14 protein-coding genes are annotated in these 18559 nt (G+C 45.7%); 5 read left to right on the forward strand and 9 right to left on the reverse strand.

What is annotated here, in order from left to right:
• Positions 1 to 79: 79 nt before the first annotated feature.
• The 8 genes from AC5ZC7_RS21410 to AC5ZC7_RS21445 are packed head-to-tail and all read right to left on the reverse strand — an operon-like array spanning position 80 to position 12770.
• On the reverse strand, positions 80 to 1684 hold the full coding sequence (locus AC5ZC7_RS21410; protein ID WP_496159010.1) for a LamG-like jellyroll fold domain-containing protein: 1605 nt from the start codon (positions 1682 to 1684) through the stop codon (positions 80 to 82).
• The gene (locus AC5ZC7_RS21415; RefSeq protein WP_496159009.1) at positions 1684 to 2775 is read right to left on the reverse strand and encodes an alkaline phosphatase family protein; all 1092 of its coding nucleotides are present in this window, start codon (positions 2773 to 2775) and stop codon (positions 1684 to 1686) included. Before AC5ZC7_RS21415 ends, AC5ZC7_RS21410 begins: the two co-directional genes overlap by 1 nt.
• Before the next feature lie 27 nt (positions 2776 to 2802).
• A complete protein-coding gene (locus AC5ZC7_RS21420) occupies positions 2803 to 4107 on the reverse strand; it encodes a DUF5690 family protein (RefSeq protein WP_496159008.1) in 1305 nt (434 codons plus the stop codon).
• 44 nt (positions 4108 to 4151) lie between these two features.
• Complete coding sequence (locus tag AC5ZC7_RS21425) at positions 4152 to 5378, reverse strand: FAD-dependent oxidoreductase (RefSeq protein WP_496159007.1); 1227 nt, start codon at positions 5376 to 5378, stop codon at positions 4152 to 4154.
• Between the two features lie 23 nt (positions 5379 to 5401).
• Complete coding sequence (gene phnY / locus AC5ZC7_RS21430) at positions 5402 to 6847, reverse strand: phosphonoacetaldehyde dehydrogenase (protein WP_496159006.1); 1446 nt, start codon at positions 6845 to 6847, stop codon at positions 5402 to 5404.
• Between the two features lie 8 nt (positions 6848 to 6855).
• The gene (phnA, locus tag AC5ZC7_RS21435; RefSeq protein WP_496159005.1) at positions 6856 to 8094 is read right to left on the reverse strand and encodes a phosphonoacetate hydrolase; all 1239 of its coding nucleotides are present in this window, start codon (positions 8092 to 8094) and stop codon (positions 6856 to 6858) included.
• Positions 8095 to 8123: 29 nt separating this feature from the next.
• A complete protein-coding gene (locus tag AC5ZC7_RS21440) occupies positions 8124 to 9632 on the reverse strand; it encodes a SusD/RagB family nutrient-binding outer membrane lipoprotein (protein WP_496159004.1) in 1509 nt (502 codons plus the stop codon).
• Positions 9633 to 9650: 18 nt separating this feature from the next.
• Positions 9651 to 12770, reverse strand: a complete 3120-nt coding sequence (locus AC5ZC7_RS21445) for a SusC/RagA family TonB-linked outer membrane protein (protein WP_496159003.1) — start codon at positions 12768 to 12770, stop codon at positions 9651 to 9653.
• A gap of 429 nt (positions 12771 to 13199) precedes the next feature.
• Here AC5ZC7_RS21445 and AC5ZC7_RS21450 point away from each other — a divergent pair, with 429 nt between their 5' ends.
• Positions 13200 to 14168, forward strand: coding sequence for a metallophosphoesterase (locus tag AC5ZC7_RS21450; protein ID WP_496159002.1), 969 nt, complete (start codon positions 13200 to 13202; stop codon positions 14166 to 14168).
• Between the two features lie 10 nt (positions 14169 to 14178).
• Positions 14179 to 15051, forward strand: coding sequence for an endonuclease/exonuclease/phosphatase family protein (locus AC5ZC7_RS21455; protein WP_496159001.1), 873 nt, complete (start codon positions 14179 to 14181; stop codon positions 15049 to 15051).
• Positions 15052 to 15226: 175 nt separating this feature from the next.
• Here AC5ZC7_RS21455 and AC5ZC7_RS21460 read toward each other — a convergent pair whose 3' ends face one another.
• The gene (locus tag AC5ZC7_RS21460; protein WP_496159000.1) at positions 15227 to 15658 is read right to left on the reverse strand and encodes a VOC family protein; all 432 of its coding nucleotides are present in this window, start codon (positions 15656 to 15658) and stop codon (positions 15227 to 15229) included.
• Positions 15659 to 15776: 118 nt separating this feature from the next.
• On the opposite strand from AC5ZC7_RS21460, the gene AC5ZC7_RS21465 reads away from it, so the two are divergent.
• The 3 genes from AC5ZC7_RS21465 (at position 15777) to AC5ZC7_RS21475 (ending at position 18499) form a co-directional block, all read left to right on the forward strand.
• Positions 15777 to 16754: a helix-turn-helix domain-containing protein gene (locus AC5ZC7_RS21465; RefSeq protein ID WP_496158999.1), complete on the forward strand. Its 978-nt coding sequence runs from the start codon at positions 15777 to 15779 to the stop codon at positions 16752 to 16754.
• Positions 16755 to 16902: 148 nt separating this feature from the next.
• Entirely contained in the window at positions 16903 to 17472 is a 570-nt protein-coding gene (locus tag AC5ZC7_RS21470; protein WP_496158998.1) for a cyclic nucleotide-binding domain-containing protein, read from the forward strand.
• Positions 17473 to 17539: 67 nt separating this feature from the next.
• Positions 17540 to 18499 (forward strand): amidohydrolase family protein, encoded by a 960-nt coding sequence (locus AC5ZC7_RS21475; protein WP_496158997.1) that lies wholly within the window; start codon positions 17540 to 17542, stop codon positions 18497 to 18499.
• Positions 18500 to 18559 lie beyond the last annotated feature (60 nt).

The raw sequence follows: 18559 nt of genomic DNA on the forward strand, positions 1-18559 counted from the left end.
TCATACGAGCCAAATGCACCGGCTCGTATGGAAAATTAATGATTTTTTATCTACCCCATCAGGAATACCACGCAACTATTTACTTCTCTTCTACCCATTCAAAAACAGTCATCACGGCCGCATGATCCGAAGGAAACATAACCGGGTGATAATCTATTACGCGCGACTCAATGGGATGCAGCTTTGCTCCCTGGTAGTAAATAAAATCGATCCGGTCTCTCAGGCCGTACCGCGTAGAAGAGGTGGCCGCACGTGGCGTCCACGTGAAACCGGGATCCAGCAGTGGGTTGATGTGCAGTTTCCGGTAGCTGTCGGTGAAGCCGGCATTCAGTACTGCTTTACTCTGCGGCCATTCAACGGCAATACCGTAATGAATGGCGCTGGTAGCAGGCGTCCAATCAAGATGTGAACCCATGTTGAAGTCGCCTGCCAACAACACCGGAACATGATTTGCATTTTTAATAAACGGTTGTATATTTTCAAGGATACTGGTTATTTCAGCTTGTCGTGTTCCGGCTTCATCGGCGATCAGTTCTGCAGGTAGCTTGTGTTTATTCACAATGCTATCACCATAATCCGGGAGATAATGCAGCCAGGTATTAAAGTAAATAAGCTCTTTTCCCGGCGCCAGCTTCAGTTTAGCGCCACCGCTATTGGATGGTTTATCCGAAATAAAAGTTGTTGTAAATGGATATTTACTGAGGATAGAAAGATTGGAACTGATCAGGTAAAAGTAATAGCCGAGTGAATCGGCGATCACTTCACCCGAGCCATAGGTTTCCACCAGGCCAATCACATCTGACTGGCTGGATTTAATCGTTTCTATCAGTCGTTGTAAGCCTACATACTGACCGTAACGATGGCCGCCATGCCATATATTCCAGGAGAGCACTTTCAGTTGCCTGGGCGCCGGGGGTTCCTCCGCAGGTGTTCCCGGGAACCAGGTGGTGTATAACTGGCGTACGGCTTCCGGCGTGATGACCTGGTTCCAGATCTTTACCTCGTCAATAAAGCCATTAAAGGCATTCCATTGCGCGTTGGAACCATATTCCCATTTTTCATCTGATCCACCGATAACCGTAGCATTTTCACTTTCAAAGCTTCCTGCACCGGGCGTGTTGTAAATGGCTACGTTGCGACCGTCAAAATAAATCCATACTTCCTGTTTATCGCGCCTTACCGTAAAAACGATCTGGTGCCAGGCGCCGTCATTGATCTTTTGCCGCGGAGCGGTAGGCTTATAATCATATCTTTTTTTGCCATCATTTAGCAGCAGTGCCCAGGCGCCGTTCTCCTGGGAATAGATTTGCCACCCTGAGGTGGCAGGGTCATCTGCTTTTTTATTTCCCATGATGGGTGTTCCCATGAGCGCACCAGGCAATGTTTTCACCCACACCTGTACCGTAAAGGAAGTGTTGCTGGTAAATGGAGGCAACTCCGTTTTACCTGGTTTTACCGGGCGTCTCAAAATAGCGTTGGCAGAAAGGTCCAGGGCATACCCGCTAAGTCCTTTTACAAATTGTGGCTGCTGTAGGTCCACAGTATATACTGCTTCCGAATCTGCCAGAACGGGATACTTAAAATTATGGCTATCAAAATCGAGGGTGTATACAGGTTGTTGCGCAACAATCGTTGTACAGCATACTATACAGGCCCACATCAGAAATATTTTCTTCTTCATCATTATTTTCCTAAAACACTGGTTACGGCTTCTCCTACCGGATGTGTGCTGGTGAAATTAAAGCCCAGGAAAGCAGCCAGCGTTTTGGCAAACTGGTCCTGGTAAAGTTGTTGGGCCGTTTTTATTTCTCCTGATGGAGCCGTATCTGGTCCCAGCACCATCAGCCAGGTATCGTTGGCATGAGGAATAGAGGAACCGTGGCTGGTCCATTGATGATCATCACCACGGCCATGGTCGGGTACAATGATGAAGGTTGTTTTATTGCGGTAGAAATTATCTTCCTGTAATCCTTTCCAAAGGCTGGCAATCATGGCATCAATATTATGAATGGCTTCGAGGTAGGCATCATATTTTCCGTCGTGTGCATAGTCGTCGGTATCTGCGAGATCAAGATACACCACACGTGGATGATGAGCGAAAATATACGACCGTGCGATGGCGTATGTGTTGGCATCCAGGCGTTCTCCATCTCCCCAGATCTTTGGTGCATAATGCTGTGTTTCACTGGCGAGCTTCTCCGCTTCCGAAAGATGTTCACCGGTAAGGTTATCAAAAGGAATATTCACCAGCATCCCGGTACGGTTGCGGTTCACAATTTTCGCCACGGCATCCCATGAGGCAAACGTCACTACTTTGTCCTTAAATCCTGTTTGTTTGTTGAGGAATTCGAGCACTGTTTCGTTGGGGTTGTCCGGATGACCATTGGAGGTAATAGCCGGATCCGCATATCCTGAAAGCGTTTCAGCGCGACCGGGATAAGAGATCCAGGCTTTATTGCGTACGTTTACATTATTGCCGAGATCGCGGTTACCATACAGTTGTCCATGTTGCGCAATATAATTCCAGGTGAATGGCATGAGCAATTTTCTTCTCTCCACCGGATCTTCTGCCCAATATTTTTTCAGGTTACGGGCAGTATCTTCATTATATTTTTTATTTACGAGCAATGCGTGTTCAGCGCCTCTGAACAGTTCTTTCCAACGATAACCATCGATGGAGATATAGATAATATTTTGTGTGGCATGTGGTTGTTGCGCCATTGATGACAGGCCCATTATTAATCCTGCCAGGCATAGTAATAATTTAATTTTCATTGTTCTGTAGCATTAATTTTTATTGTATTAAGATGAGATGGATGCGGGTGCTGCAGCTGTTTGCTGCTGCCGGTGTGTTTTACGGTAAAAGAACAGCGCGGTGAGCACCAACACGCCGATGGCAATGGTTGTTTGCAGATAGGAAAAATTCATCAGCATGGTTGTCCAGCTATGGTTATGATCGAAGCACTCCTTATACAGTAGCAGTCCTACGCTACCCATGTAGCCAATGGAATCGCAGGTGTATACAAAAAAACCTGCGTTGGCTTTGATCCGGAAAACAGCAATAAGCCGTTCAAAAATTGCGATCTGGATGGGAATATATGCGAGGAATAATCCCATTCCCAGCAACAGCATCCACCAAAATGGAGATAGCCATTGCAGTTGAAAAAAGAGTGTTGATAGTCCGCTTAACACCAGCCCGGCCAATATTAATCCGAAAGTACACCAGAAGGCAGTGAGGCTTTTTTTCACAGCCGACAGGCAACCAATAGCAATAAGTACAATGGCACCAGAGATACTTTCAGTTTTTGCAAATACATCCGGGCGCCAGCCTTTATCCAGTTCACTCCATACTTCCACGGAAAAATTATCCCTGAAATCCCGCAGCATGGTGAGGAGAGCATATACAATAATGATCCCGATAAGTCCCCATCTATACTGACGCCATACCTTTTTCTTGTCTTCTTTATCCATTGGCAGTCGTTTAGACCTGGCCTGGATATCCTTTTCTGTTGGAGCAGGGATGACAGACAGCATCCATACGAACAAGAGGAAAAAAGGAAGGAAAACCAACCCTACTACCGCTGGCATCCAGAATTCGGTTAAAAACGGGAAAATACCATGTACCTGGAGGTAAATGGTTTTCAAAAAACCGGAAGAGATGATCAGGCTGGTGCTCAGTCCCATGCTGAGCACTTCTGTAAAGCGTCGTCCTTCCAGGTAGCTAAAAATAACACCCCATACCATACCCAGCGGAAGTCCATTCAGGAAAAGGCAAAAGAAATTATAGGGCGCCGGCACCATACCAAATAACACGAGGGATATTTCTGCAAAAAGAATAAGACTGATGATCAGCTTTTGCCGGTTGGCAGGTTTCAGTTCTGCAATCACTTTGATACCAATAAACTTTGATACCATATACCCTAACACCTGTGAAATGATCAGCAGCACTTTATAATCCAGGATGCCAATACTATAACCGCTATAAATACCGGTATTGAATGGTTTCCGGAACGCATACATGCAAAAGTAAGTGCCGAAAGCGGCCACCATACACCAGCATACGAAGAGTAAATCAGAATTTTTAAGTAGTCGTTGTAACCTGTTCATATTGCTGGTTTAGTTGTTGAAGAGATATACTTTCTGCCGGCGGATCAACCGCTTTTCTTTAAAGACCTTGCCATGGCACATTTATCGAGCCATTCCCGGCTGAAAGGATCTATTTTCCCAAACCTGTTTATATCAAAGCTATTAAAATCGTATGGATTGGGACGGCCTGCCGCCATTTCAGCAAAGGCATATCCAACACCTCCGGAAACTGCGATCCCTGCTCCTACGCAGCCCGTAGCCATTAACAGGTTTTCCTTACCAGCTACCTGTCCCATAGAGAGATTATTATCTGGTGTATATCCTGAAAATCCCGCCATATAATATTTAAGCCCGGTTTCATATACGCCGGGAAAGAAGCGGGCCAGTCTTTCTATCACCTCCGACAAATCCTGCATTCCTTTATCGGGACTGAATACAAAGTGGCTGATGTCTGCGGGTATTTCTTCCGGCGAAACGCTGAAAGACTTTTTCTCCCTGATACCAAACAGGAGGCTGCCTCCTTCCGGCCGGGTATAAGCCTGGGCATCCGGCAATAATACGATTGGTGCATCTGAAGGAAATATCGCCGCCCGTTCCGTGATCCAATACTGACTTCTCACCGGCGCCATTGGCAAGCCAACGCCCGCCTGCGCGGCAAACAGGGGCGACCATGCGCCCGCGGCGATAATCACTTTACCTGCGCGTATTTCACCATCTTTTGTGCGAACGCCGGTGGCTACATGGCCATCCATCAACAGCGTGATTACTTCTACTCCCTGCCGGATATCGGCGCCCTGCATTTTCGCGCAGCGGGCATAAAAAGTTCCTAACAGGTAAGGATCACAATAAGCTTCCTGTGGGATATAGCCGATACGCAATACCTCATCTGTTTTCAGCCAGGGAGCACGCTGCCGCGCTTCATCCGGCGTAATGTAAACGCATGGTTCGTTAAATTCCCCGGCAATGGACATTAGTTCGTCCAGGTCTTTCACACTGCTTTCAGAAGCCGCCACATGCATCACGCCTACTGTTTTCATATCCATGCTTTCTCCCAGCTGTTGTTCCATTTCCCCAACGGCATGATAGGTTTCGAGCGACAATGGTATAAATGCTTTCTTGGGGCGGATCCTGGTCATCAGCGCCGCTGCGCGGCTGGTAGCCGCGTTGCACAACTCATTCCGTTCCAACACTACTATTTTTTTCCCGGGGTTATTCCGCGTATAATAATAGGCAATAGCACAACCGAAGATACCTCCGCCAATGACTACCACATCTGCTTTTTCAACATTCATGTTACTGTTTTTATGGTTAAATACTACCAGGGAACGGAGCATGTTTTAACAAACGAGAAACATTTGATTGCTTCTATTACCCCTTCTTTAATACCCAGTCCTGAATCTTTTACTCCGCCAAAAGGAGAGCTTTCAATCCGGAAGCCGGGGATTTCATTGATGTTCACTGTGCCCACTTTCAGCTCCTTTATAAACCGCATGGCATATTCCATATTGTGGGTAACGATACCGGAAGATAAGCCATAGGCGGTTGAATTAGACAATGTAATTGCATCGTCCATATCTGTGAAGGTCATTACCGGCGCCAGGGGGCCAAAAGATTCATTCACTACAATGTCGGCATCACGGGGCACACCGGTGAGAATAGTGGGTTCCATCAATGCCCCTGTGCGATTCCCTCCCAACAAGATTTTTGCACCTGCTTTCACCGCGTCGTTGGTAACCCGCTCCAGGTAAATAGCCGCAGCTTCGTCTATGACCGTTCCAACCATCGTTGCCGGATCCGATGGATCACCACAGGTATATTCCTTTGATTTCTGTACGAATTTCCTGATAAAATCATCGTGGATTTTTTCATGGACCAGGATGCGTTTTACCGCGGTGCAACGTTGTCCGCTATTGCGGAAAGATCCCTCTGCCGCCAGGAGTGCCGCCAGGTCCATGTCTGCATCTTCCATGATGATGAGGGGATCATTGCCACCCAGTTCGAGGATTACTTTTTTATACCCCGCTGTTGCTGCAATACGTTTTCCTACTGCAACGCTGCCGGTAAAAGAAACAATGTCTACCAACGGGTTTCTCACCAATGGTTCTGCTACTTCGGAGGTGTCGCCCAGTAATACACTCAGCATATGTGGCGGAAGTCCGGCCTCGTAGAGTAGCTCTGTTGCTTTAATAGCCGTAAGTGGTGTTTTCTCCGAAGGCTTCAGGATCACCGGCGTGCCCGCTACAATGGCAGGAGCTATTTTGTGCAACACCTGGTTCAGCGGATGATTGAAAGGGGTAATACAAACCCCTAACGACAAGGGTTCCCGGAAGGTGAGTATCTTACGATGTTTCCCTTTTGGGGAAACATCGCAGGAAAACAATTGACCATCATCTTTCAAACATTCAATAGCTGCAAACAACAATACATCGTGCGCCCGTTCTGTTTCATATCTTGCTTCGCGAATAGCCAGTCCGGCTTCGGCGCTGATCAACTGCGCAAAATCTTCTTTCCTTTCCACGAGTAAATGCCGGGCCTTTTCGAGGATCGCATACCGCTCATAATGTGTTAGCCGTGTATTATTTTTCAGCGCAGCAGCTACAGCATCTTCCACGTCAATAGCCCTGGCTGTATGCACAATACCTACTACTTTATTGTTATAAGGACTTCTCACTTCCAGTTCCCTTCCCGGTTTCACTTTTTTGCCGGCTACATAGCAACTGAGCTGCAATACATCCGTTGAGTTAATTGTAACTGGATCCATAGCGGTTGTTATTTTGTTCCGTTGATAAGAAAATCGAACACGTGAAAATTTCTCGGATCACCTGCGGCCTTCATGGTGTAGGCGGCATTGAGCGGGTGCGACAGGATCATGGACACCATTTCCTCGTACCTGCCGCCGTGTGATCTCAAGGTACCGTCCAGCGCCGAAAGGTCATGGTATTGAGGGCGACGTCCTACTACCACATCACGTGCGGAGAGCACTACGAGATCGCCGGTCCGGTCTTCCGGTTGTTCCAGGAGCCGGGCCGCTTCTTTTTTATCATATACTTCGGTGATGCCCGGTTGCGCCGCCAGCCATTCTTTTACGGCAGGTATTTTGACTTTATCGTTTACATGTATCACTACATAAGAGCCTAATGCGCCATGGTGTTTAACATACGGATCGGTAATGGGGCAAATAACCCGGAAGTGATTGCCGAACTGTGCTTCGAGCATATCTTCCACAAACAGTACGTTTGGTTTTCCATGTTCATCCACTTTAGCATTCATTCCGTGATCAGGTGTAGCGCCGATGATGGCGCCGGTGGACAGTAAGCGTCCCAGTTCCGTATCGATGGCTTCATAAAAATCGAGGGAAGCAGGAGCTTCCGGCGCATAGGTATGCTGCATGTAATCTGTCAGCGATAAATAGAGGAAATCCGCCATCCCCTGCTCTATCAGGGCTACCCCGGCGCGCAACACAAACAGGCTGGCGGCGGCGCTGTAGATTTCAGGCGTTTGATGTCCGATTATCTCTTCCACCTTCTCAATGCCGTGCGTATCTATTTTTGCCTGCGCCGCTTTTTCTGCGGAAAATGCAATGCCTTTCATTTTATACGAAAGGATGTCGCGCAATTTTTCTTTAGCCGTTACTACTGCTACCTTTCTGCCCGCGTTGGCTGCGGCGGCAAGAATAGTGTCGGCCCGCAGGTATTCCGCAGCGTTCATCATGATCTCCTGGTCTTTCTTTTCATCATAAAAAAAATTACCTGAGATACCATGTACAGCGGGCGATACACCGGTTACAATAGAAGAATTATTGACGTTTGTAAAAGAGGGTAAAGCGCCTCTTACCAGTCCTCTGAAACCTGCCACAATCATCCGTTGCAGATGGGGCATCCTTCCTCTTGCCAGTGCAGCGTTATAATACTCGTCGGCAGATCCATCCATACAAATGACCACGATTGGTTTTGAAGGTGGGTTATACGTTTTACCATTTACAGAAAACGCGGTTGTTGAAATATCCATAGTTTTGATTTTTATAAAACCTGTTCACATTATTTAATCAGCCACATAACATCATTCCGTGTGTCGGATCCGGCATATTGCCTTTGTAATGATGCTTTAAGATTAGATTCATTGGTAGTATATTCTGATACAGGATATGCCCAACGCACGGGAATCTGGTTATTGTTCCCGTTGGCAGGGCCAATATCAAACACCGGCAACCCTGTTCTGCGGAAATTATAATAAGCCTGACGGCCGGAATTTTCAAAGAAAGCAACGTACTTCTGCAACAGTATCTGCCGGAGGCCCAGCGCATTATTACCGGTGTAGTTGTTGCCAGGTAAGAGGAAATAATTGGCTACATCGCCGGCACTCACGCCATAAAATTTCATGGAAGCAGTAATACCCTTTTTAAAGTGATCGGCTGCATCGCCGGCTATCCAGCCCCTGTTAATGGCTTCGGCTATGGAAAATTCCGTTTCGGCAGCACCAAACATAATATTGGGAATACCGGCAGGAGAAGCTTCCCAGTAATCAAAGTTGATGGTCGACAATTTACCGGCTACCGCCTGGGATTTAAGCGTGGTTTGCAATTCACCGGTTTTGCCGCCACGGAAAGAAGTAAACTTCGTAGCATAGGCAGGATCACCACTATTTTTGGCAGAGTCAGTAGGATTAGCTACTATAAAAACACGGGGATCGCTGGTAGTGGTAAGAATACTCATATAGGTATCCCCGATATTATTACGGAGATCCTGTTTCACCACAATGCCATTACTGGGCCATAGCGGGTAGTAGTTGGAGGTAGTGGTGCTGTTGTAGACCAACTGGAGATTATCTTTATTATCCAGTATCAGCGGGTATTTCGACGGATTATTCACCACGGTGGTAAACTGTTGCCGAACATTCAGGTCAGGCGCATCATCTGCTCTTTTACTCAAACTGATCAACACCCTTAGTCTGTAGGAGTTAATGAGCCGTTGCCATTTTGAAAGGTCGCCGCCATAATAAAAATCGCCGCCTACTGTTTGTGTGAGTTGTGTGCTGATATCAGTATTGGCTTCTTCCAGCCATTGCAGACATTGTTTATAAATATCCTGCTGTGGATCATAAGCCGGCCGGAAAACGCCTTCTGTACGTCCTTTTAACGCATCTTTCATAGGTATTTCACCGAGCATCTGTGTCATTTCCACGAAAAAATAAGCCCTGAAAAATTTTGCAAGCGCCAGGTATGGTTTACCAAGTGTTCCCAGTTTTGTTGCCTGCGCTTCTAGTTGTAATACATTGCGCAGCTGGTCGTAACCTACGGTAGATCCGGTTCCCCAGGTATATGCCTGATTACCGTAATAGTTTTCGTTGATCACCATAAACTGGTTGTTACGTTGGTCTGTACTCCATGGTGATTCATTTATATTCAGGAGAATGCCTGTAAAAATCAGTTGCGCATTTGGATTATAAATAGCAGAAGGATTTTGCTGAAGATCTGCTATTTTTTTGCAGGAAGAGGCCAGTAAAACTGCTACCAGGCCAACGGAGAATATATATGTTACAGCTTTCATGTTGATGTGGTTGAACAGTTAGAAGGTGAGGTTTAAGTTGATCCCAAAACTTTTTACAGAGGGTGTTTCCAGGGAAGACACGCTTCCGGTGTACTGATCGAGATCCATGTTCTGGGTACCTTTGCCGGTGAAGTACAATAAATTCCGGCCTACTGCCGAGATGCTCGCATTGTGTATAAAATGAGTGCGTTCCAGCATGGCAGCGGGGAAGTTATAGGTAAGCACCACTTCTCTCAGTTTCGCGTATGTACGGTTACGGGCAAGGTTATATCCTGACTGATAATAATTCCGGGCCCATGTTTGCCAGAGCACTGGTTTGTCGTTAGGTGCAAGCACCCGGGTATCGGCTGTCACCTTTCCATCCTGGTCTGTACTCAGCTGGCCGGATACTATTCGTTGTCCGTTAGTCATTACAGAGCCTTTCCAGTTGGGATCATCGCGATGGTTCCAGTCGAGCAGGCGGTATGGGCTTGCCGATGCAGGTTCCGTTCCGGCGCTCCATTGGTAGCCGTCCAGGTAGTTGTTGATAAGTCCGCCGAAACGACCGTCCAGCTGGAAGGAGAAGCTGACTGATTTATAGCGGAAGTTGTTATTCAGGCTGGCTTCAAAATTATTATCTGCGTAACCGATGCGGGTGGTATACGGATTATAAGCGGGCAATCCGTTGGTGCCCACCAACATTTGTCCTTTTTCATCCCGTTGGAAGTCGGTGATATAATAGGCATCTGCACGTTCCTTGAGGTGGATATTACCATCACGGATGAGTACTCCATCTATTTTATCCAGCCAGCGATGGGAAGTAGACCAGTTGGCCAGTACGTTCCAGGAGAAATTTTTATGTGCTACGGGCGTACCTGTCAACGTGAGTTCCCATCCTTTCCGCAAATAAGTGTAGGCGTTTTTCTGGATGGTATTTACACCGGAGCTGTTGGAAACGGTCACATTTACAATGCTGGGACCTTCAATATTGCGATAACGGGCGAGATCAAATCCCAGGCGGTTATTCAGGAATCTTGCTTCCATTCCCACTTCCACTGTTTTAATCCTGGAAGGGAGTATGTCAGGATTATAGAGGGTACCTGAATAAGAAACGCCTACGTTGTTATTCCACCGGGTACCATAGGTAGAATAAGAAGGAAGCAGGTTATACAGGTCGCTGGGTTCAGTACCCAGATCTGTAGCTACGTTGGCATAAGCGCCGCGTACTTTCAGGAAGGAAATAGCTTTGGGCAGTTTTACCATATCCGAAACCACCGCGCTCAATGATACAGAGGGATAGAAGTAGGTATCATTCTTTGCCGGGAGTGTGGACGATTTATCGAATCGGCCGGTAACGCTCAGGAAGAGATAATTTTTATAATCGAGATCCAGGAAGCTGTATGCGCTGGACACTTGTTTAGAAGCTCTTGTATTTGATGGAGAATTCGGCAATACGGAATTGGATAAGGTGTATACGCCGGGCACTACGAGACCTCCCAATGTGGCGCCGGACATTTGTTTATAGGAAAGTGTTCTGAGGTTGCCGTAAAGTGCGCCGTGAAAATGGAAGTTGCCATAAGTATCGGAATAGTTCAGGGATGCTTCCGTATTATTTTCCCATAGTTGCGTATATGATTCTTCATAACCACCTACTGTATTATAGGGAGAATAGAAAGTACCGGATACAGGGTAGCGGGTGGAACGATTCAGCGTATAGGTACTTACATTGGTTCTTGCGCTGAATTTAATTTTATTACTGAGGGAGTAATCCATTTTCACATAGCCATAGAGGTCATCTTTGTAGTATCCGCGCAGGTTTTCATAGGCAACAAACCATGGATTGTTGTAAATGGTGTACTCGCGGTTGTATGCCTGGATACCTTCTTTTCCCGGTTGCCAGTAGTTGCGCAGATCGCGTACATCATAGTCTACCCCGCCCCAAATGGTCATCAGGTAAATCAGGCTTTGTGGTCCATATCCCAATGAAGGATAATTTTTAGTGTACTGTTTATTGTAATTAATGTTTGTTTCAAAGCGTACTTTGGAGCCGATGTTCAGGCCACCGTTGAAGCCGAGGTTGGTGCTGGCCACCTGGGTGTTGGGGATGGTTCCTTTCTGATAGGTTTGCGATACGGAGAGTCGCATATCTCCTTTATCATTGTTAGCGGAGATGGCGATATTATTGGTGCTGAGCAATCCGTTGCGAAGGAAATTTTTCAGGTTATCCTTTCCTCTTGCCTCCCAGGGAATGGGTACCAGTTCACCGGTAGCTGGATTTACCGGGCTGTTATATTGCGGGATCAGTTGCCCTTCGAAGCGTGGGCCCCAGATAAAATAATCGTTGTCGTTAATGCCGCTGCCTTTACCATCTTTAAAGGCGTATTCAAATCCATCGCCGGCGCCGTATTCTGTTTGGTATTTAGGAATAGCATTGTAGCCTGTTTGCAACTGGGTACTGGAGTTAAACTCAACAGAGAAACCGCGTTTATCTTTGGAGCCTCTGCGCGTAGTAATGATGATAGCGCCATTGGCACCGAGAGCACCATAGAGAGCCGCCGCACTGGCGCCTTTCAGTACAGAATAGGATTCAATGTCGTCCGGTGCCAGGTTCCAGGAATCCGATTTTACGATCACGTTGTCCACTACGATCAGTACGCCGGAGTGGCCACGCAGCAGTATGCCGGGATCTCCATAAAGGTTGCTGCTGGCGGCGATGGTAAGACCAGCTACTTTACCGGTAAGGGAGTTAATGGCATTGGGTTCACGTGCTTTAACAAGGTCCGCGCCCTTTACTTCCTGTACGGCAAAACCAACGGCTTTCTTTTCTTTTTTTACGCCCAGTGCGGTAACCACTACCTCATTAAGGCCGCCTTTGGATGGCATGAGTTGTACTTCCAGCGATTGTTCATTGTTTACAGGTACTTCTTTTGCGGTGTAGCCAATGAAGCTAAAGGTCAGGGTACCGGGTATCTTCATGCTAATGGTAAAATTTCCTTTCAGGTCGGTGATAGTTCCTTTTCCGGTGCCTTTTAATAAAACGGAAACGCCGGTTAGTGGCTGGGCATTTTCATCAGTTACTGTTCCTCTAATTTCCTTTTGTGCAAAAGCAGCAGGCAACGCCGCCCATAAGCTCAGGGCAAGTAAGAGCACTAATTTCATGATAGTGGATTTTGGTTTTTTTCATTAATTGATCACTGAAACGTGGCTAATGGTTGACGGATGAAATATTTTGTAATTAAACTTTTGTTAAGTAATATTAAACATTAATTTTGAAAAATGTTTATTTATACTAAACTTTTTATTTTCTTTAAAAAGATGAGCAAAAAATATAAACTGAAAACCCTTTTCAGTGAGGAGGTTAAAAGTAAATAAAGCGAGGGGAAGCAGGGATAATGAAAATACCATAAAACCATCTACTACAATACATTTCACAAATGCACCCATAAGAGATCAACAGATTTTCCGGCTGATTTCATCTTTAAAATTTATGGAAATTTTAAACGCTACATTATAAAATCATGGAAATATTAGCTACACTTGTGTTTAGTATTTGTATTTTATCAATTAAGTCCTCACAATCTTCGTAACATGAATAGAAAAGACTTTCTGACAAAAGCCAGTCTCGCTGGCGGCGCGTTCTTACTCCCACGCTATCCTGAATGGAAGCCTTCCCATAAAAAGATCAGGTTTGGCGTCATTGCCGACTTACACCACGATATTATGCACGACGGGCCAGCGCGTTTATCGGCTTTTATTAATAAGATGAAAGAAGAGTCACCCGATTTTATTATACAGATGGGCGACTTCTGCTATCCTAAGAAAGAGAACCAACCATTGATGGACATCTGGAACCAGTTCAAAGGACCCGCTTACCACGTAATAGGCAACCATGACACAGACACCGGTTATACACGTGAGCAGGTAGTGGAATTCTGGAAAGCCAAAGGCAAGTACTATTCTTTTGATGCCAACGGATTTCATTTCATTGTATTGGATGGTAATGAACACAATGAAAGCAAATCACGCCCACCGGGTTATGCCCGCTTCATATCCCTCACACAACTGGAATGGTTAAAGAAAGACCTGGAAGCTACCCAGTCACCAACGATTATATGCTGCCACCAGGGATTGGATAATGATGCCGGCGGGCTCGAAAATGGTACACTACTGCGATATACGCTGGAACAAGCCAATCAAAACGGGAAACAAAAAGTGATCCTGGTACTGAGTGGCCACCACCACCAGGACTACTATAACTTTATTAATGGCATCCACTATGTACAAATCAACAGTGCCTCCTATCAGTGGCTCGGTGATGACTACAAAGAAATCCGTTATTCCGAAGCGGTAGACAAAGCCCACCCGATGATAAAATATACCGTACCCTATAAAGATCCCCTTTGGGCCACCATTGAAATAACAGAAAACGGTACCATCACCATCAATGGGCGGAAAACAGTGTTTGTTGGCTCTTCACCTGAAAAGCTGGGAGTAAAACTGGTGGAATATATTTATCCTATTGTGCCTGTTATTTCAGACAGGAAGCTTAAAATATAATTCTGCTACAATGAAATATATAACAGGCCTGCTGGCCATTATCAGCTTATTATGCGCTTTTACTTCTCCCTTAAAAGAAAAAAAGCCGCCGCTATCTGTCATTACCTATAATGTATGGAACGGCTTTGAAGGTGAAAGCCAGCGGAAAAATACGTTTGTAAACTGGGCCCAACAGCAGCATGCTGATGTAATGGCTTTGGAAGAATTAAATAATTTCACACAGGAATCTTTTAGCCAGCTGGCTGCATCCTGGGGGCATCCCTATGCCGTTATTCTCAAAGAAAAAGGGTATCCTGTTGGCATTTCTTCCCGCTATCCCATCACGAATATATACCGGCTTACTGCCGACATGCATCATGGATGTTTATATGCGGAAATAAAAGGAATTGGATTCTTCGTGGTACACTTCTCTCCTTTCAGCAGCGCCAGGAGATTGCAGGAAGCGAATGCCGTACTCCACGCCTTACAGGAAAAAGAACGTGCCGGGAAGCCTGCCATCATCCTGGGCGACTTCAACTCATTTATACCCGGCGACAGTATATTTTATAGTAGTTCCGGCATCCGCGACAGTATGCTACTGGCTCAGCAAAAAAATAAGGTATTACAAAACCTGGACGGGAATAATGAAATAGATTACAAGGTACTACGTACCTTTTTGAGTGCAGGTTTTTCCGACGGCTTTTCGATGTTCCATAAAAAATTTGAATCGAGTTATCCTACAAGGATATATCCAAATGAACCGCTAAGCGAACAAATAAATATCGATCATATTCTACTGTCTCCTGAAATAAAAAATGTCTGCAAAAAAGTAGATATAGTGAAAGATCCGGTAACAGACACTTTATCGGACCATTATCCCGTAAAGGCGCTCCTGCTTTTTTAAACAATCAACCTATAATCCTCCTATAAGCAGTGGAATGAAAGGAAAAGGCGCGCTTTGAAAAATCCCCCGGCCTGCTGTTTAACATCAACTTAAAAAAGGCCGGGCCGGGGGCTGTATTTTCAGCTACAGCAAAAACCGGTTGCCCGTTGGTAACCGGAAGCTACCGAATGCGCTGTTAATTAGCAGCAGGATAGGTATAACTAAGCATCCATTTAATACCAAATTTGTCTTCACACATGCCGAAATAGGCCCCCCAGAAAGTTTTGTTTACGGGCATTTCTATTTTCCCGCCGGCTGAAAGTGCTTTGAACAAACTATCCACCTCCTCTTCTGAATCCGCATGAATCACCAGGTGTATATTATTCCCTAACTGTACTTTCTGTTCCATAGATTCCAGAAAGTCAGTCGCCATCAACACAGCGCCGCTTTTTGTCGTCAGAATAATATTCATGATCTTATCCCGCTCGTGGGGCAACATATTTTCGCTGCCGGGAGTATCTTTAAAACGTGTAAACGAAGTAAATTCTCCACCGAAAACAGACTTGTAGAAATTCATGGCTTCCTCTGTATTACCCAGGAAATTGAAATACGTTGTAATTGCTTGCATGATAAACGTGTTTTTTGCTGAAAACAAAGGTAAAGACAGAAAGCAATCTCAATAAACGGTAAATACGGCAACTTATGATAGGTATTTGCGTCATTTCTTTGGTTTACATTTGATGAATATGATTCAGATATACATCCTTACTGTTAGAAATGCTGCTGTGGCGTCCATTGCTGACTGCCAGCATGTTTTTACCATGGTAAACACCTTTCTGACCGAACGGGGTAAAAAGGCGTTGTTTGATGTACGGCTTGCTGGTATTACAGACGATGTAACCTATAATGGCGGGCTGTTTAAAGTAAAACCCGAGGTGCGGCTGGAGGATATACAAACCGCTGACCTCATTATAATTCCCGCACTGACAGGCGATATGACTACGGCGGTGATGCTCAATACGCCTTATTCATTGTGGGCAGCTGAACAATATAAAGAAGGGGTTGAAATCGCCTGTTTAAGCGCCGGTGTTTTTCTACTCGCCTTCTCCGGTCTTCTGAAAGGCCGACAATGTACCACTCATTGGAGTTATGCCAATGAACTGAAGTTCTACTACCCTTCTATCGATGTAGCAGACGAACATATGATCACTGACCAACATGGCCTGTATTCCTGCGGAGGTGGTAATGCTTACTGGAACCTGTTGCTACACCTGGTGGAGAAATATGCAGGTCGTGAAATTGCTATCTATGCCGCCAAATACTTCGTTATTGACCTCGATAAAAGTGTACAGTCTCCCTTCATTGTGTTCCATGGCCTCAAGGAGCATCACGACGACAATATCAAAGAGATACAGGCGTATATTGAAAAACACTACAGAGACAAACTTACCGTGGAGGAGCTGGCGAAAACATTCAACATGAGCAGAAGATCTTTTGAACGGCGGTTCAAAAAAGCTACCCGGAATACCGTTGCAGAATATATTCAACGGGTTAAAATTGAAGGCGCAAAAAAACAACTGGAAATTGGCAGAAAGTCTATCCGGGAAGTTATGCTGAATGTTGGCTATACTGACACCCAGAGTTTCAGAGATGTTTTCAGACGTAATACAGGCATGACGCCTGTAGAATACAAAAACAAGTATTCAAGGAAGATGCTGGACTAAACTACTCCGGCAGTTGCACATGCTTATCCCTGAATGCTTTCGCTACAATTATACAAAGCCAGGCCGACTTTTTCCACTATCGGCATAGGATGCCATCTTAGGCTTATATCTCTGTTTTTGTTTATTATTGCCACTACAACCCATTAGCATGCATGAACAGCTGACTAAATTTATTACAGACAGCCTTCCATTAAGCGACACTGATTTGCAACAGGTCCTCTCCTGTTTTCATCCGTTGGAAGCAAAAAAGAATGAATTGGTTGGGAGAACAGGAGAACCATCGCGGCGTATGTTTTTCGTTAACAAAGGATGTTTACGGGTGTATTATATAAAACCCGACGGAAGGGAAGCTACCCGCCGCTTTGCTTTCGAAAATTCCTTTTCTACTTCTTTAACCTCTTTTATTGGCGGTACGTTGCTCAAAGAAGATACGCAAGCGGTTGAACGTTCGGAGCTGCTGTATATTAGTCGTGAAGATTTCTATAGATTGCTAAACACGGTTCCCGGCTGGGAAAAATTCTACCGTGGTTTTCTTGAACAGGCTTATATTATCAATACCAGCAGACTGGAAGATTTTATTACCCTCAGTCCACGTGAGCGCTACCAGTTACTGCTGCAGGAGCATCCTGAAATGGTACTCCGTTTACCGAATAAGTTAGTAGCAAATTATCTGAATATCACGCAGGAAGCACTCAGCAGAATAAAATCCGCGGGATGATTTTTTGATCCCGATCAACGATTTCAAAATTGCATAGCCGGACTTTTGTATCTCAAATCAACGAGCTATGCGTATTATCACATTAGAAGAACACATTGTGTTACCTGAGTTTGCCCATGAGATACAACAGTGGCCTTTGCCCGACCAGGCACTGGAGAAACTGGCTGACATCAACAATGTTCGCCTGAAATCAATGGACGATAACGGTATCGATATGCAGGTATTGTCTGTAGTGGGCAGAGGAGCAGAAAGTTTGCCTCCACAGGAAGCCATGAAATTTGCTGCCCGGTATAATGATCTCCTTTCTACCCGCATTGCTGTACATCCCAGCCGGTTTAAGGCATTCGCACATCTGCCGATGTCCTCCCCGGAGGCCGCGGCTAATGAATTGGAAAGAGCCAAAGAGGAACTTCATTTCTGTGGGGCGCTCATCAACGGACTGACCAATGGTCAATTCCTGGATCATCCCACATTCAGGCCTTTACTGGAAAAAGCGGAACAATTACAAATGCCGTTGTACCTCCATCCTGGTATGCCTCCCGAAGCGGTGGCCCAGGCCTACTACCAGGATCTGCCAGGATCTACCGGCGTGATGCTGGCCTGCGGCGGCTGGGGATGGCATTCGGAAACAGCGCTACAGATACTGCGTTTGATTGTCACAGGCACATTGGACCGGTATCCCGGAGTAAAGATTATCATTGGGCATATGGGAGAAATGATTCCCATGATGATGTCCCGGTTGGACGAAAAATTCACGGTAAGTGGCACTGGATACCACCAGCGGTCCATCAGTCAAACCCTGCGCGACCAGGTACATATCACCACCAGTGGAATTTTTACGTTACCTCCACTGATGGCTGCACTGGAGACTTTTGGTATCGATAATATGATGTTTTCTGTAGATTATCCGTTCAGTACAAATGAAGCAGGCAAGCAGCTGCTGGCAAGCATTCCGTTGTCGCCCGGAGAGGTAGCGAAAATTGCGGGTGGCAATGCAGAGCAATTGCTGGCGCTGAATACGAAATAAAAACAAACAAGCGAGGTACTTCCTCATAAAAGGAAACACCTCGCTTGTACTCACTTATCC

The organism is Chitinophaga sp. 9-1-y (assembly GCF_059511905.2).

What these genes read in the sequence shown, in the direction of transcription:
- AC5ZC7_RS21410 (WP_496159010.1), bottom strand. Translation starts at nt 1,684, where the DNA reads ATGATGAAGAAGAAAATATTTCTGATGTGGGCCTGTATAGTATGCTGT.
- AC5ZC7_RS21415 (WP_496159009.1), bottom strand. Translation starts at nt 2,775, where the DNA reads ATGAAAATTAAATTATTACTATGCCTGGCAGGATTAATAATGGGCCTG.
- AC5ZC7_RS21420 (WP_496159008.1), bottom strand. Translation starts at nt 4,107, where the DNA reads ATGAACAGGTTACAACGACTACTTAAAAATTCTGATTTACTCTTCGTA.
- AC5ZC7_RS21425 (WP_496159007.1), bottom strand. Translation starts at nt 5,378, where the DNA reads ATGAATGTTGAAAAAGCAGATGTGGTAGTCATTGGCGGAGGTATCTTC.
- phnY (WP_496159006.1), bottom strand. Translation starts at nt 6,847, where the DNA reads ATGGATCCAGTTACAATTAACTCAACGGATGTATTGCAGCTCAGTTGC.
- phnA (WP_496159005.1), bottom strand. Translation starts at nt 8,094, where the DNA reads ATGGATATTTCAACAACCGCGTTTTCTGTAAATGGTAAAACGTATAAC.
- AC5ZC7_RS21440 (WP_496159004.1), bottom strand. Translation starts at nt 9,632, where the DNA reads ATGAAAGCTGTAACATATATATTCTCCGTTGGCCTGGTAGCAGTTTTA.
- AC5ZC7_RS21445 (WP_496159003.1), bottom strand. Translation starts at nt 12,770, where the DNA reads ATGAAATTAGTGCTCTTACTTGCCCTGAGCTTATGGGCGGCGTTGCCT.
- AC5ZC7_RS21450 (WP_496159002.1), top strand. Translation starts at nt 13,200, where the DNA reads ATGAATAGAAAAGACTTTCTGACAAAAGCCAGTCTCGCTGGCGGCGCG.
- AC5ZC7_RS21455 (WP_496159001.1), top strand. Translation starts at nt 14,179, where the DNA reads ATGAAATATATAACAGGCCTGCTGGCCATTATCAGCTTATTATGCGCT.
- AC5ZC7_RS21460 (WP_496159000.1), bottom strand. Translation starts at nt 15,658, where the DNA reads ATGCAAGCAATTACAACGTATTTCAATTTCCTGGGTAATACAGAGGAA.
- AC5ZC7_RS21465 (WP_496158999.1), top strand. Translation starts at nt 15,777, where the DNA reads ATGATTCAGATATACATCCTTACTGTTAGAAATGCTGCTGTGGCGTCC.
- AC5ZC7_RS21470 (WP_496158998.1), top strand. Translation starts at nt 16,903, where the DNA reads ATGCATGAACAGCTGACTAAATTTATTACAGACAGCCTTCCATTAAGC.
- AC5ZC7_RS21475 (WP_496158997.1), top strand. Translation starts at nt 17,540, where the DNA reads ATGCGTATTATCACATTAGAAGAACACATTGTGTTACCTGAGTTTGCC.